The following is a 14686-nucleotide window of genomic DNA, read 5'->3' on the forward strand; positions in this document are numbered from 1 at the left end:
GACCGACGCGGCCCGCAAAGAGGATCCTCCTCCTACAGAGCGTGAGATTTGAGGGCGTCAGAAGCCATTTACGTTCGACCGCGTAAGTGAGCAGTGGTATGCGGAAGAGTGGGCCGCCGAAAGGCGTCATCGACTATCTCGTTCTCGAGTTACTCGAGGAGAAACCCCGATACGGCTACGAGATACTCAAGGAGATCCGCGAGATTAGCGGCGGCCACTGGGAGCCGTCGTACGGGTCGGTCTACCCCATCCTCTACAAGTTCGAGGAGAACGGGTGGGCCGAGCGAATCGATCGCGAGGACGAACCCGATCGAAAGTACTTCGAACTCACCGAGGGGGGCTACGCCGAACTGACGGAGCGGCGGCAGACGGGTGCCGACAAAGCCTGTGACTTTGCCGATGTCATCCTCGGATTTTTCCACGTCTACGCGGCGTTTGCGACCGACGATCGGTTCGAAATACCGGACCGCGACGACGCGTGGCGGTTCGACGAGACGTTTAGCCGGTGGGTCGTCGAACAGGTCGTTCGCCACCACGAACGCTACTTCGAGACGGAATTCGAACGGATCGACGACACTGATGAGGAGTTCTACGACCGACACGGGATAGACCGCGAAAGATAGGTCAGGAGGGAAGAAGCCGCCCACCGTTGACGGGAAACGTCCGGTCAGAAATGCCGAGAGCTGCGAACAGAGACTCACCCGCGCCGACGGTCTCGGACTGTGAGAGTCCGCACCACAACCCGACACGGACGCTCAACCTGCGAGGAGACCCGGTGCGAACAGCATCGCGACGAAGCTGAGCAGCATCGTCACGCCGACCGAGGTCGTCACGATCCGAACCATCCCCCGAGTCGGGTCGATAACCGGAACCCGCGAGACGATCGCCTCGGTGCTGGTCCGAAGGATGTGGCCGCCGTCCAGCGGGAACGCCGGAATGCAATTGAAGAACCCGAGCTGGACGTTGATCCAGCCAGTCCAGAACAGCAGGTTCGCGAGGATGAAGACGGTCCCGTCCCCGAACCCGGCGAGTGCACCCTGGGCCTCGTAAAAGTTCTCTATTCCGCCCGTGAACCCGGCGAAATTAAACGGCAATCCTCCGGTGATCCCGATGATCGGTAACAGCAGCGCCAGCCCGATTTTCCCGAGGAAGCTGTCGGTGATCGCACCGAACCGACTGTCGCCCTCGCCACCCAGCAGGGCGAGATACTCCGCTGCGGGATAGAGCTGGACGCCGAGGTCGTTAACCGTCAACCCGGAGACGCCGGGATTCGGTGAGATGCCGAGGAAGCCACTCGACGAACCCTGCTGCTGGCCGAGGGTGACGACCGCTTCCTCGCGCTCGCCACCGTGGTAGCCGGCGACGGTCACCTCGTCGCCGGGCGCGGTCTCGTCGAGGGCCGACTGCAGGTCGTCGTACGTGTGGATGCGCTCTCCGTCGAAGCTGGTGATAACGAACGGCCCCTCGATCGGACCGATCGCCCCAGCGAGCGGTTCGTCCTCGATCACCGTCACCGCGGCCCCGATCGGTACCTCGCGATCGATCTGCTCGCCGCTCTCGGCGCGGTCGATCGTCAGCGTGACGACCTCGGCGTCGCCAACGGCGTCGTAAAAGCCGCGTTCAGTCGCAACGGGGTTTCCGTTGACGGCGAGGATCGCGTCTCCTGTTTCCAGCCCGGTCGGACCGTTGTCCATGGCCGCCGTGACGAGTAGCGATCGGTCGACGGTCACCGTCCGCTCGCCATCGAGTTCGACCGAGAGCTGCTCGCCCTCGGCCGCCCGAATCCGGTCTTCCAGCTCGGCGTTCGTCTCGACGGCCGCGCCGTCGATCGCCGTGATTCGATCGTTCGGTTCGATTCCCGCGTCGGCAGCGGGCGAGCTGGGCGCGACGCCGCCGACTGCAGCGCCGGGTGCGACGGCGATCGAGCCGGCGATCGGCCCGAAGAGGAGGGCGAACGCGAGCAGCGTGATCGCGAAGTTGTTCGTCACGCCGGCGGCGAACATCCGGGTCTGGCCGCCGCGGGAGGCGTTCCTGCTGCTTTCCTGGTCGGGTTCGACGAACGCGCCGATCGGGAGGATCGCGAGCATCGCGACGCCCATCGACTCAATATCGATGTCCTCGACGCGACAGAGCAGCCCGTGGCCGCCCTCGTGGACGACCAGCCCGACGAGCAGGCCGACGACGATACCGGGTGTCGCAGAGAGCGGCAAGAAGTCGTTGACGCCGGGGATGACGAGGACGTTCCGGGGTTGCTGGACGCTCGAGGAGATCTGTGGCGTGGTAATCGCGGTAATCGCGGCCGAGAGGAGAAAGACAAACATGGCTACCATCACCACGAGCGAGATGCCGATGCCGATATTCGCCCACGCGCGCCAGAACCGCTTGGGTCCGGCGAGCCAGGTGAGGAACTCCCGACCGCGTTTCGTGTGAATCGTCAGGATTGGACCCTGTGTCGCGACGAAGCTCGGCAACAGCTCGAGCTGTCGCAAGGCGAGAATTCCGAGCCAGTAGACCGCGAGTCCGATAGCGGACCACGCGAGAAGCTCCGAGCCGAAGAGTTCGGGAGACGAGACGAACGCGAGAGCGCCGTATTCCATCGATCATATCTCCGGGAGGCGTTCTCAAATGGCTTTTGTCTAGATGTCCGGAGCAAACTCGAGGAATCGACGGGGCACAGCGACGGGAGAACCGTCAACGGCGGGACGAACGGCGGTGCTACCGCTCGCGACGGAGTCGGTCGACGACGAACGATCGATCGACCTTCGCGAGGAACGGGCCGAGTTTCGGGCCCTGCTCTTCGTCGAAGAACAGGCGATAACCGGCTCCGAAGAAGTCCCCGACGTCGACGTCGTGGCGTCTCGCAGCCTCGTAAATCTCGCCTTGAATCTCGTCGGGTCCGTAACCCGTCTCGATGAAGTCCGCGAGGTCCGCGAGGGCGTCCTCGGTCGCGTCGTCGAACTCGTGGTCGGGAATCTCGTGTCGTTTGAGTTCGTAGTCGAACTCGTTTTCGGTTCGCCGGGCCCAGTTGCGCGCCTGCTCGACGCGATCGAGCGCGCCCTCGATCGCCCACTCGGGGGCGTCCTCGGGGATGTGTCCCTCTCGGCGGGCGATCTCTTCGCGCAGTTCGGGGTCGTCTGTCATGCCCAACACGGCGGCGAAGGTGTAGGGAAGCCGAATCCGGTCTTCGTCCGGGTCGTCGACCAGCAAGGGATAGACGCGCTTTGCGAACGCCGTCTCGTCCTCGCTCGCCTCAATCTCGTCGAAGTAGATCGCTTCGAGGCGATCGAACTCGTCGACCAACTGATCGAGGCGTTCGATGCTAAAGTCCCGCGCCTTCGCGGGGTCTTTCGCGAAGAAGTAGCGCAGAACCTCGGGTTCGAGCAGTTCCAGCACGTCCGAGACGAGGATCACGTTCCCTTCCGAGGAAGAAAAGGGCTCGCCGTCGAGGGTGAACCACTCGTAGACCATCGGGACGGGCGGCTCGATTCCGAGGACGTTGCGTGCGACGTCTTGGCCGCTCGGCCAGGAACCTTCGGCATGGTCCTTTCCGAACGGCTCGAAGTCGACGCCCAGTACCTGCCACTGGGCGGGCCACTCGAAGCGCCAGGGGAGTTTGCCCTCGCGCAACGTCGCCGTACCCTCGTGGCCACAGCCATCGATCGTGCGATCGCCGGCGTCCATGTCGGTACAGCGGTACTCGACAGTTCCCCCGTCGTCCGCACCGAGGTCGACGCTCGTGACCGTCTCCGTAAGCTTCCCGCACTCCGCACAGATCGGATTGAACGGGACGTACTCGCCGTCAGCGTCGACTTTGTCCTGATAGTTCGAGAGGACTTCGCGTGCGCGGTCCCGATTTTCGAGGACGAACCGGGTAACCTCCTCGAACTCGCCGCGCTCGTAGAGGTCCGTATTCGAGAGCAACTCGATCGGGACGTCCAGCGCGTCGGCGCTGTCCTGAATGATCGTCGAGAAGTGGTCGCCGTAGGAGTCACAGCAGCCGAATGGGTCCGGAATGTCCGTGTACGGCGAACCGAGGTTACGGCCGAGTGCGCCCGCGTTCACGTCGCCGAGGTCGACGAGTTGCCCGTCGAGATCACAGAGGGTGCGAGGCAGTTTGCGGAGAGGATCGCGATCGTCCGCGGTGAACACCTGTCGAACCTCGTGATCGCGTTCGCGTAGCACCTCCGCGACGTAGTAGCCACGCATGACCTCGTTCATGTTACCGAGGTGGGGGACGCCGGAGGGCGAGATGCCGCCTTTGATGACGATCGGTTCCGCGGGATTTCGACTCGCGGTTCCCTCCTCCTCGCTCGTTTCCTCCGTGGTCTCCAGCCGGTCGGCCACGCGCTCCTCGACTCGATCGGCGACCCTGTCGGCCCAGAACGCGTGGCGGGCGTCCTCGCCGTCCTCACGTTGGAGCGTGTACGGACTGTCCGCGTCTGGGATCGCGCTGGAGGTCGTCCCCGGATTCGTCGTCGCGTCGTCCTGTTCGTCGCTCATTGCTCGTTTTGGGCCCAGTAGGTCGGTTCCTCGCCCACGCCTTCGGGGACGATATCGGTTCCCTCGTGGTTGCCGTGCCGGACGGCGCGTGCGATCCGATCGGGATCCGTACCGTCGAGGACGATCGTACGCATTCCCGATCGCTGGATGATCTTGGCCGCGAGCAGGTCGACCGGCGACGACGCGCCGGCGTTCATCTCGAGGCCGGCGATGACGTCGACGAGTGCACCAGCTGTGAGTTCGTCGTACTTCGTCGCGTCGTCGTCCTCGTTCGGGTCTGCGCTGTAGACGCCGGGAACGCTGGTCGCGTAGACGAGCAGGTCCGCGTCGACGTACTCCGCGAGTGCAGCGGCGACGGCATCCGTCGTCTGTGCCGGTGCGACTCCTCCCATCACGCAGACGTCGCCACGACGAAGCGCCTCGCCAGCCTCGTCGTAATCCGTCGCCGGCGCAGTCACTGAGTCCTCACCGAGGGCGGTGATAAGCAACCGCGCGTTGAGCCGGGTTACATCGATCCCCAGTTGATCGAGTTCGATCTCGTTGCCCCCAAGATCGCGAGCGGCACCGATGTACTCGCGGGCGACGCCGCCGCCACCCACGACGGCACCGACGCGACAACCGTCCGAGACGAGGTCCTCGACGACACCGGCGTGCTCGGCCACCCGGTCGGATCCGAGTTCGGGCACGAGCACGCTCCCGCCGATAGAAACGACCACTTTCATCTTATAGCGGTGTAACCGCGAGCCAATCTTAAGGGTTGCCAACTCCCGGGAGGTCGAAATTCGTTCGCTCGGGAGTGAATAGCTACCACGTCCGAGGACGAGAGACCCGGACGAGCGAAACACCCCGAATCAGCGACAGCTACAAAACGCGACCCGACCATCGTTCAGATATGTACGTACTCGGCTGTCTGGATCGGGGAGCCGGCGAGGAGACCCACGAACTGGTCGTCGATCGGGTCGTCGATCGACTCTCCTATGAGGGGCGGGTCGGCGTCGTCCGCTACGATGCAACGATCGCCGATGGGACCCACGAAACGGTTACTGTCGGAGGCGACGTCACGTACGGTCTCGGCGCGGACGGTGACTGGACCGCCTCGGGAACGGGATTGACCGTCAGCGATGCCCTCGACGCACTGGCACGGGACTGTGACTACGCAGTCGTCGTCGGCGTTCCGGATCTCCAGTACCCGTCGATCGTCGTCGGGTCGGACACGGCTGGGAACACGGACGAACGCGGCGACGTGCTCGCGACGATCGACCGCGCCCGGGAACTCGAGATGGACGATCTCGTGACCAGGCTCGAGGCGACAGACCCCCACGAGACGCTGGGATCGCTCGTCGCTCGCGTCAAACGCTCTCCGAAGGCCGATCTGTCGGGCGCGATCGCGACCTTTACCGGCCGGGTGCGCGCGAAAGACGATCCCGACGACGCTCGAACGGAGTTCCTCGAATTCGAGAAGTACGATGGAATTGCCGACGAACGCATGGCCTCGATCGAGACGGAACTCGAAGAGCGCGAGGGCGTTCTCGACGTCGAACTCTACCACCGAACGGGGGTCGTCGGAGACGGTGAAGACATCGTCTTCGTCGTCGTGCTCGCAGGCCACCGCGAAGAGGCGTTTCGGACGGTCGAAGACGGGATCAACCGGCTGAAAGACGAGGTTCCGCTGTTCAAAAAAGAAGTGACGGTCGAGGACGAGTTCTGGGTTCACGAGCGATCCTGACCCTTCATTTCGGTCACAGACGTCGGTCACCAGCGGCTTACTATTCACATTCCGACGTGAACTGTTGTACGGAGTATTATGATCTCGATAAGCCGTTAGGATCGGTTTTAAAACGTCTCGTTGGTTCTAAGGTGCCGATGAAACATATCATAAACGAGAATAAAAGGTCCATTACCCCCCAAATCACTGAATGCAATCGAAACGCCGCTAACCATCCAGCCGTTATAACATGTCTCCCCCACAAGGCGTTACTGTCGATGAGCACGACAGCCCAACCCTCCACGGAAAGCAAGGAACACCGCCTGAAACGCTACCTGCGCGAACGCGCAGAAGACGGTGAGCTGTACTTCAAAGGCAAGTTCATCGCAGACGAAGTCGGCATGTCCCCCAAAGAGATTGGCGCGCTGATGGTCAAGCTCTCGGAGTCCGCGACCGACCTCGAAATCGAGAAGTGGTCGTACACGAGCGCAACCACGTGGCGCGTCGAACCCGCCTGACTCGCCAAGACCATCTGCGATCGGCGCAAGCAACAGCGCTACTCACGCAGAGCATTACTCGCCCACGCCGTTGACGATCATCGCAGATCTCCACTGCGCCGCACCCTCACGCACACTCGAACTCACACTGATCATCGCACCAACCGAACTGTCGGCACGTCGAATCGGCGTCACCCGACAGTTCCCGATCGCTGCCATGCGATCTCACACCGATACTACCGCTGACACGGCGGTCTCCGCCGGTGTACTTCTCTACCTGCCGACAGTAGATTGTCCCGAGACGAAACGGTATCCGCAGTCGACGAACCGTACGGGTGAAAGGCGATACACGAGAACGAGGTGTCCGTGCTCGCCCCTGCAATCGCGGTGTGTAACGCCGTGTTTCCTCGGGTCGGGCCGGGTGAATTCACGATCAGAAGACGGGCACTCCTGCCGCCGTCAGTCGTTTTATACGAACGGGTGAGTAAACACGGACGATGGAGGACGTCGATTCGTCCAGGTTCGATCCGTCGGTTCGAGGCGGATCGACACTCGATGCGGGCCCGCCGATCGATCGCATCGAGTCCGCGTTCGCCGTTTACGAGGTACGCACCGAAGACGACAGGTTAGTGTACTACGGCGATCCGCTTCGACGACCGGAGCAGGTCGTCCGCGATCTCTGGCCGGCGTTTCGCGAGGCGGGATACGAACCGGAGTTGACGGTGCGCCACGGGGAGTACGTCCTCGTCGCAGAGCCGACGAGTATCGGCATCGACGGCATCCCCTGGACGAATCTGGTGCTCTTTCTGGCGACGATCGTCTCGACGCTCTTTGCCGGCGCACAGTGGTACTATCTCGATCCAGTCTCGAATCCGAGCGAACTGTGGCACGCGTGGCCGTTTACCGCCGCCGTCCTCGGCGTCTGGAGCGTCCACGAGATGGGACACTACGTGATGAGTCGCTACCACCGGGTCGACGCCTCGTTACCGTACTTCATCCCCGTTCCGTCGCTCATCGGAACGATGGGCGCGGTGATCAAAATGAAGGGGCGGATGCCCGATCGAAAGGCGCTGTTCGACATCGGCGTCGCCGGGCCACTGGCCGGCCTGATCGCGACGATCGCAGTGACGATCATCGGGTTGCATCTCCCGCCAGTTACCGCGCCCCAATCGCTCGTCGACAGCCCCGACGCGATCCAGATCAGCCTCGGCTACCCGCTGTTGCTCGAGTGGCTCGCGACCGCGTTCGACCAGTCGCTGTACCACGACGATCCGGCGACGGCGGTGAACCCGGTCGTCATCGGCGGCTGGGTCGGGATGTTCGTCACGTTCCTCAATCTGATCCCGGTCGGCCAGCTAGACGGCGGCCACATCCTCCGGGCGATGGCCGGCGAGTTCCAGGAGACGATCGCGGCGATCGTGCCGGGTGCGCTCTTCGCCCTCGCGGCCTACCTCTACTACGTCATCGGCTACGGCCGGTACGCCGTGTTCATCTGGGTGTTCTGGGGACTTCTCACGGCGTTTATTGCGGCCGTCGGTCCCGCCCGTCCGGTAGACGACCGCGGGTTGGGCCCCGGCCGATTTCTGCTCGGCGTGCTCACGTTCGTTCTCGGTGCGCTCTGTTTCATGCCGGTACCGATCGAACTGATCCAGTAACGAGCCGACGTCTCTGATCCAGTATCGAGCGCGACGGAACTGTTCGAGTAGCGGGATCGCTCAGCCGTGTGTATACCCACGATCCGCGAGCGCCTCGCCGTCGATCGTAACCCCGTCGGTGACGACCGAACCGATCGGTGTTAGAGGAACGGTGACGGCCTCGCGAGCCGCGTCGAGGTCGTCCTCGGGAATCGTACAGACGAGTTCGAAGTCCTCCCCGAACGTCGTTGCGCGTTCGATCGCCTCGTCGTCGGTGTCCGTGACCGCGTAGACGGCGTCGTCGATCGGAATGTCGGCCGATTCGATCGCGAACCCGCAGTCGCTCGCCGTCGCGAGCTGGTGGAGCGATCGTGCGAGGCCGTCACTCGAGTCCATCATCGCCGTTGCGTGAGAAGCGAGAGCGCGACCGGCCGAAACTCGAGGTTCGAACCGGAACAGGTCGTTCGCCCGCTCGCGATCGTCGCGCTCGAACAGCGACAGTGCGGCAGCGCTTCGGCCCAGCGTTCCGGTGACGCAGACGATCTCGCCAGCGGTAGCGCCGCTTCGGCGGACCGGATCGGTCGATCGGCCGATGGCAGTCGTCGAGACGGTGAACTCCTCGTGGCCGTCGAGGTCGCCCCCGACGTACGCCGCGTCCACTCGCTCACAGACGTCGCTGGCCCCGCGGACGAACGCGAGCAGTTCGTCGGGATCGAACGTCGGTGCGGCGTAGGCGGCGACCGCAGCGACGGCATCGGCACCCATCGCCGCGACATCCGATAGCGACGCACCAACGGCCCGCCAGCCCGCTGTATAGCGGGTCGTCCCCGACGGAAAGTCCGTCCGCTCGTGGAGCATATCCGTCGTCACGACCAGTCCGTCGACGATCGCGGCGTCGTCGCCGGCGTGATCGAGTTCCTCCGCCAGGAGCGCCAGGGCGGCACGTTCGTCCATACGTACCCGTTTCGCTCCCAGTGCGAAAAGCGACCCGGACCGTCGAGAGCGGGAGCGAGGCTCGAGAAATACGATGGCCTTAAATGCCGCGGACGGGAACCACACGCCAATGGCTACGATGTACGACGTTCCGGCGGACGACCTCATCGAGGCGCTCGCCGAGGACCTCGAGGACCGACTCGACGAACCCGACTGGAGCGAGTTCGTAAAGACTGGTGTCGACCGCGAACTGCCACCCGAACAGAAAGACTTCTGGGCGACCCGCGCCGCGAGCCTGCTTCGCAAGGTCGCCCACCGCGGCCCCGTCGGTGTCGAGCGACTCTCGACGGAGTACGGCGGCGCAAAGGGCGGCTCGAACCGCTATCAGGTCGCACCCGACAAACGCGCCGACGGCTCGAAGAACCTGATCCGCACCATCCTCCAGCAACTCGAAGACGAAGACCTCGTGGAGGTTGCTGAAGGCGAAGGACGCCGCATCACTGCGGCGGGCCAGAGCCTGCTCGACGAGACCGCCGGCGACGTTCTCGAGGACCTCGATCGTCCGGAACTCGAACGCTACGCGTAAACGACGCCGATGCGGTTCGTTTTGCGAGACACCGCGCCGTGAGCGACGGCGCGTTCCGCGGGTCCGTAATCATTTTCCCGCCTGCAGGAGAATGCAGAGATAGCTATGAGTGAACGGTCCGACGAGGAGAAACTCGAGGAGTTGCGACAGAAGAAAATGGAGCAGCTACAGGAACAGGCCGGCGGTCAACAGGACGGCGAGACCCAGGAAGCGGCGAAACAGCAGGCCGAGGCCCAGAAGAAGGCAGTCCTGCGCCAGCACCTGACCGACGACGCGCGAAAGCGGCTCAACACGGTCAAGATGAGCAAACCGCAGTTCGGCGAGCAGGTCGAACGGCAGGTCATTAGCCTCGCTCGCTCCGGGCGCATCCAGGGCAAGATCGACGACCAGAAGATGAAACAGCTGCTCCAGGAACTGAAACCCGACTCGAAGAGCTTCGACATCACCCGCCGGTAATGGAACTCGGACTGCTATACAGCGGCGGCAAGGATTCGACGCTCGCCGCGCTTCTCCTCGACGAGTTCTACGAGGTCACCCTGGTAACCGGCCATTTCGGGGTGACCGACGACTGGAAACACGCGAAGGCGACCGCCGACACCCTCGGCTTCGCGTTCGATCGCGTCGCGCTCGATCGCGACGTGGCCGAGGAGGCCGTCGACCAGATTCGCAAGGATGGCTTCCCTCGAAACGGGATTCAACTGGTCCACCAGCACGCTCTGGAACGGCTGGCCGAACGGGAGTTCCACGCGATCGCAGACGGTACCAGACGTGACGACCGTGTCCCAACGGTTTCGCGGGCACAGGCCCAGAGTCTCGAAGATCGCCACGGCGTCGACTACATCGCCCCGCTGTCGGGATTCGGGCGCAGCGCCGTCGATCGACTCGTCGACGCCCACCTCGACGTGACGACCGGGCCGAGCGAGTCGATCGATCGGGCCGATTACGAAGCCGAGTTGCGATCGCTCATCGCCGCGGCAGACGGTCCCGAGCGGGTCGGCGATCTCTTTCCCAATCATCACCAGACGTACGTGACGGGCGTTCGGTGACGAAGCGACCGGAACCCCACTTGTCACTCCGTCCCGACTCTTATTCTGTGGCGATCGCGCAGTCTGTACTCTGGTCGACGATACAGACGGTAACGGGTTCGTTACGTTCAGTAGTCGATGATAGTCTCGCCATAACGAAAGTCCACGGTGTTGGACCGAACGTATGAGCGAACGCACGTCAGTACGAGACATCTTCGCTGAGGTCGACCCAGATCCGGATGCGATCCTCGAGCGCGAAGGCGTTGACTCACCGGCAGAACTGATCGCTGGCGGCGGGAAACACGACCCGCCAGCGGACCTGGATACGACCGACGAACAGATCGCCACCACGCTCGGGAATTTGAAGCAAGCGGCGATCGAAACGGATACGATCATGGCCGACGCGCCGGAAGACGGCGAGTATCAGACCGATTCGGTAGAATCGTGTACGTTACCTCGAAAGCGCGGTCACGATCGAGTGTCCGGAGAGCCACGGGTCGAGGGGGCGATCACGCTCGGGTCACCGAACGTGACGGTCCTCTCTGACGACGGGGCAGCCATCGACGAGATGCTCGGTATGGAGTCGACGCCGGATGTGCCAGCGTCGGCTCTCGAACTGTCCGGGTCGCCGGCGGTCACGCGCGTTCCGAGCGACGCGTTCGGTGGCTCGTAAGCGGCATTACCGATCGACGACGAAGACGATCGGTCGAAACCAGTCGACGAAGACGATCGGTCGAAACCAGTCGACGCGGTCGTCCGTCGAGTCACGTAAACTCGAACCGGGCCCCACCCTCCGCACTTTCGGTGATCGTGACGTTCCAGCCGTGAGCGTCGGCGATCGCGCGGACGATCGCCAGCCCTAATCCGGAGCCATCGTCGGCCGTCGAGTATCCCTGTTCGAGCACCCGATCGCGCTCGTCCTCGGGGATTCCGGGACCGTCGTCCGCGATGTAGAAGCCGCCCGAACAGGTGCCGACGCGGACGCGAACGTCATCGCTACCGTGATCGATCGCGTTCCGGTAGCAGTTTTCGAAGAGCTGTTTCGCACGGGTTGGGTCGACCTGCAGGGCGTGGTTGTCGACCGTCTCGAGGGTCCCGTTGTGCGTGTCGGTGGCCGTCCACGCCTCGCTCGCGAGTTCGACCAGTGGGACGGTCTGGGTCTCCTCGACGTGCGTTCCGTTCCGTGCGACCGACAGCGACTCCTCGATCAGTTCGTCCATGCGATCGAGCGCCCTGTCGACGTGTTTCAGGTGTTCGATGTCGCCCGTCCGGAAGGCGGCGTCGAGGCGGCCCTGAGCGACACCGAGTGGATTCCGGAGGTCGTGGCTGACGACGCTGGCGAACTCCTCCAGTCGGGCGCTCTGGCGGCGAGCCTCTCGGACGGCCGCCCGCTGTCGAATCTCGTAGACGCCGGCGATCGTTCCGGCCGCGAGGCCGACCGTTCCGCCCATCAACAGGAGGTAGATCGGCTTCATCGCGCCGGTCCCGTCGAGGTACAAGACCGCGAGGTGAAGCGAGGTGACGAACGCTCCCGCGAGAAAACCGCCCGCACCGTAGGCGAAGACCGCGAGTCGATCGCGGACCGAGACATCTTGGGCGACGAGCTTCCGATCGGTGAGCACGACGGCCGTCGCGGCGAGCAGGGGAATGATGCTCTCGAGCAGTGCCTGTTGGGTAACGTTCTGGCCGGCGATGCGAATGCCGATGACGGCGGCGAGAAAGAGACCGAGCGCCGACAGCGGCGATACCGGTAACTGTTCCTCGATGTCGGTGACCCACTCGTCATCTACCAGACGCTGCACAGGTGTACGCCACCACGCAGACGCCTATCAAGGTACGGGAGAATCTCGGGCTGGTGACTGTCGAACTAATCGATCGGGGCAACGAATCAAACGCGAATGAATGGCGAAGTCGGGACCGACGGAAAGAAGTTCGCCGTGGGCAAACGGCCACTCATGTACGACCGAATCAAGGGCTTTCGAGACTTCTATCCCGGCGAGATGGGTGCGCGGCGGGAGACGATCGACGTCCTGGAGGACACCGCCCGCCAGTATGGCTTCCGCGAGATCGGAACGCCGGCGCTCGAACGCGCCGAGCTGTGGACCGACAAGAGCGGCGACGATATCGTCGACGAACTGTACGCCTTCGAGGACCAGGGCGGCCGCCACGTCACGCTGACGCCGGAACTGACGCCGACGGTCGCGCGGATGGTCGTCGCCAAACAGCAGGAGCTGTCGAAACCGATTAAGTGGGTCTCGACGCGGCCGTTCTGGCGGTACGAGCAGGTTCAGCAGGGCCGCCAGCGCGAGTTCTTCCAGACCAACGTCGACATCTTCGGCTCGAGCGAACCCGAAGCCGACGCCGAAATTCTCGCGTGGGCAGCCGACGCTCTAACGAACCTCGGTCTGACCGACGAACACTTCGAGTTCCGCATCTCCCACCGGGACATCCTCGGGGGCGTCCTCGAGACGTACGACGCCGACGTGGACATCGACGAGGCGGTTCGCGCGGTCGACAAGTCCGAAAAGGTCCCGCAGGCCGAGTACCACGACCTGCTCGTCGAGGCCGGCCTCACGTCCGACCAGGCCGCCGAGTTCGACGACCTGATCGCGAGCGGCGATCTCGACGCCGTCGAGGCCGTTGCGGAGACCGATCGCGTCACCGCGGCGGTCGAAAACCTGCAGAACGTCCTCGCGGCGGCGGAAGACTTCGGTGCGCGCGACCACTGTACGGTGTCCCTCGAGACGGCTCGCGGGCTCGACTACTACACCGGCGTCGTCTTCGAGTGTTTCGACTCCACAGGCGAGGTCTCCCGATCGATCTTCGGCGGCGGTCGCTACGACGACCTGATCGAAGGCTTCGGCGGGCAGCCGACGCCTGCCGTCGGCGTCGCTCCCGGTCTCGCGACGCTCTCGTTGTTGCTCCAGCGGGCAGGCGTCTGGCCCGAGGAAACGCTCGAGACGGCCTACTACGTCCTCCAGGTCGGCGACACGCGATCGACGGCCGCTCGGATCACCCGCGCGCTGCGCGATCGCGGCCACACCGTCGAGACGGACGTCGCGGGCCGTTCGTTCGGGGCCCAACTCGACTACGCCGACTCGATCAACGCCGAGACGGTCGTCATCGTCGGGGAACAGGACCTCGCGAACGACGAGGTGACGCTCAAGGATATGGAAAGCGGCGACCAGATTCAGGTTCCCGTCGCAGACTTCCCCGGCGATCGGGACCGGCCGACGATCGAGGATTTCGAGTAACTCTCGATCGTCTCAGTTCGTTTTTCGCTCGCCCGTGGCTGTCGGCTCGGGTCTCTCTGCCGTATCGTCCCGGAATTGCTCGATCGGGCTGTGGCCCGTCTCGATGTGGTGGTCGATCATCGCCCGGCTGAGGTCGGAGATCTCGTCGTCGGTGACGGCTCGCTGCCAGTCACACGCGAAGCAGTAGGCGGTTGGCACGATCCTGCGTTGGCGGTCGAAGCGGCTGAATTGGCGGGTTCACATGTCGATCGTATTTATTTCGGGCGCTGTTCGAATCCCCAGTTGCGAACACGGTGGTTCGTCGAGGTGCTGTCCGCGACGGGTCCGAACGGAGGTGATCAACTGTGTTCCAGATAGTCGAACCAACCGCCGTACGTGAGTGCGTACGAAACGACGGGGGCGAGAACCAAGAGCGGAACGGCATACAGGATCAGCGTGAACGGATCTGGTGGAGAAACCACGCTTGCGAGGCCAATGGCGAGGACACATAGCACTACTGTCGTCTTCCAAAACTGCGCAACTCCCATACTCGAGGGATTTGTAAACCGCTCT

The 14686-nt window shown here is 63.6% G+C and carries 16 protein-coding genes; 9 read left to right on the forward strand and 7 right to left on the reverse strand.

Going from position 1 to position 14686, the window contains the following annotated elements; all coding sequences use genetic code 11:
• Positions 1-98 precede the first annotated feature (98 nt).
• Positions 99-623: a PadR family transcriptional regulator gene (locus AC6I6L_RS11665; RefSeq protein ID WP_497917936.1), complete on the forward strand. Its 525-nt coding sequence runs from the start codon at positions 99-101 to the stop codon at positions 621-623.
• A gap of 132 nt (positions 624-755) precedes the next feature.
• Here AC6I6L_RS11665 and AC6I6L_RS11670 read toward each other — a convergent pair whose 3' ends face one another.
• The 3 genes from AC6I6L_RS11670 to pyrH all read right to left on the reverse strand — a co-directional run bounded on the left by AC6I6L_RS11670 (position 756) and on the right by pyrH (position 5222).
• Positions 756-2597, reverse strand: coding sequence for a PDZ domain-containing protein (locus AC6I6L_RS11670; RefSeq protein ID WP_497917937.1), 1842 nt, complete (start codon positions 2595-2597; stop codon positions 756-758).
• A 118-nt stretch (positions 2598-2715) separates the two neighbouring features.
• Positions 2716-4500, reverse strand: a complete 1785-nt coding sequence (gene lysS / locus AC6I6L_RS11675) for a lysine--tRNA ligase (protein WP_497917938.1) — start codon at positions 4498-4500, stop codon at positions 2716-2718.
• The gene (pyrH, locus tag AC6I6L_RS11680; protein WP_497917939.1) at positions 4497-5222 is read right to left on the reverse strand and encodes a UMP kinase; all 726 of its coding nucleotides are present in this window, start codon (positions 5220-5222) and stop codon (positions 4497-4499) included. Before pyrH ends, lysS begins: the two co-directional genes overlap by 4 nt.
• Positions 5223-5392: 170 nt before the next feature.
• Between pyrH and AC6I6L_RS11685 the strand changes: the two genes are divergently transcribed.
• The 3 genes from AC6I6L_RS11685 (at position 5393) to AC6I6L_RS11695 (ending at position 8357) form a co-directional block, all read left to right on the forward strand.
• A complete protein-coding gene (locus tag AC6I6L_RS11685) occupies positions 5393-6226 on the forward strand; it encodes a molybdopterin synthase (RefSeq protein ID WP_497917940.1) in 834 nt (277 codons plus the stop codon).
• Positions 6227-6483: 257 nt separating this feature from the next.
• Entirely contained in the window at positions 6484-6723 is a 240-nt protein-coding gene (locus tag AC6I6L_RS11690; protein WP_497917941.1) for a DUF7123 family protein, read from the forward strand.
• A gap of 476 nt (positions 6724-7199) precedes the next feature.
• Positions 7200-8357, forward strand: coding sequence for a site-2 protease family protein (locus AC6I6L_RS11695; RefSeq protein ID WP_497917942.1), 1158 nt, complete (start codon positions 7200-7202; stop codon positions 8355-8357).
• 60 nt (positions 8358-8417) lie between these two features.
• Here the strand turns inward: AC6I6L_RS11695 and thiL are convergent, their stop codons facing one another.
• A complete protein-coding gene (gene thiL, locus AC6I6L_RS11700; protein WP_497917943.1) occupies positions 8418-9290 on the reverse strand; it encodes a thiamine-phosphate kinase in 873 nt (290 codons plus the stop codon).
• A gap of 109 nt (positions 9291-9399) precedes the next feature.
• Between thiL and AC6I6L_RS11705 the strand changes: the two genes are divergently transcribed.
• The 4 genes from AC6I6L_RS11705 to AC6I6L_RS11720 all read left to right on the forward strand — a co-directional run bounded on the left by AC6I6L_RS11705 (position 9400) and on the right by AC6I6L_RS11720 (position 11553).
• Positions 9400-9855 carry a 30S ribosomal protein S19e gene (locus AC6I6L_RS11705; RefSeq protein ID WP_497917944.1) on the forward strand — a complete coding sequence of 152 codons (456 nt, stop codon included), beginning with the start codon at positions 9400-9402 and terminating at the stop codon, positions 9853-9855.
• Between the two features lie 105 nt (positions 9856-9960).
• The gene (locus AC6I6L_RS11710; RefSeq protein WP_497917945.1) at positions 9961-10311 is read left to right on the forward strand and encodes a DNA-binding protein; all 351 of its coding nucleotides are present in this window, start codon (positions 9961-9963) and stop codon (positions 10309-10311) included.
• A complete protein-coding gene (locus tag AC6I6L_RS11715; protein ID WP_497917946.1) occupies positions 10311-10901 on the forward strand; it encodes a DUF7411 family protein in 591 nt (196 codons plus the stop codon). Before AC6I6L_RS11710 ends, AC6I6L_RS11715 begins: the two co-directional genes overlap by 1 nt.
• A gap of 163 nt (positions 10902-11064) precedes the next feature.
• On the forward strand, positions 11065-11553 hold the full coding sequence (locus AC6I6L_RS11720; protein WP_497917947.1) for a hypothetical protein: 489 nt from the start codon (positions 11065-11067) through the stop codon (positions 11551-11553).
• A 91-nt stretch (positions 11554-11644) separates the two neighbouring features.
• Here the strand turns inward: AC6I6L_RS11720 and AC6I6L_RS11725 are convergent, their stop codons facing one another.
• Positions 11645-12682 carry a sensor histidine kinase gene (locus tag AC6I6L_RS11725; protein WP_497917948.1) on the reverse strand — a complete coding sequence of 346 codons (1038 nt, stop codon included), beginning with the start codon at positions 12680-12682 and terminating at the stop codon, positions 11645-11647.
• A 153-nt stretch (positions 12683-12835) separates the two neighbouring features.
• On the opposite strand from AC6I6L_RS11725, the gene hisS reads away from it, so the two are divergent.
• Positions 12836-14134, forward strand: coding sequence for a histidine--tRNA ligase (hisS, locus tag AC6I6L_RS11730; RefSeq protein ID WP_497918203.1), 1299 nt, complete (start codon positions 12836-12838; stop codon positions 14132-14134).
• A 12-nt stretch (positions 14135-14146) separates the two neighbouring features.
• On the opposite strand, the gene AC6I6L_RS11735 is transcribed toward hisS, so the two are convergent.
• Together AC6I6L_RS11735 and AC6I6L_RS11740 are read right to left on the reverse strand one after the other, a co-directional pair.
• Positions 14147-14332 (reverse strand): hypothetical protein, encoded by a 186-nt coding sequence (locus AC6I6L_RS11735; protein WP_497917949.1) that lies wholly within the window; start codon positions 14330-14332, stop codon positions 14147-14149.
• Positions 14333-14472: 140 nt separating this feature from the next.
• On the reverse strand, positions 14473-14661 hold the full coding sequence (locus AC6I6L_RS11740; protein WP_497917950.1) for a DUF7534 family protein: 189 nt from the start codon (positions 14659-14661) through the stop codon (positions 14473-14475).
• Positions 14662-14686: the final 25 nt, after the last annotated feature.

It is taken from the genome of Halosolutus sp. DAT137 (genome assembly GCF_059736405.1).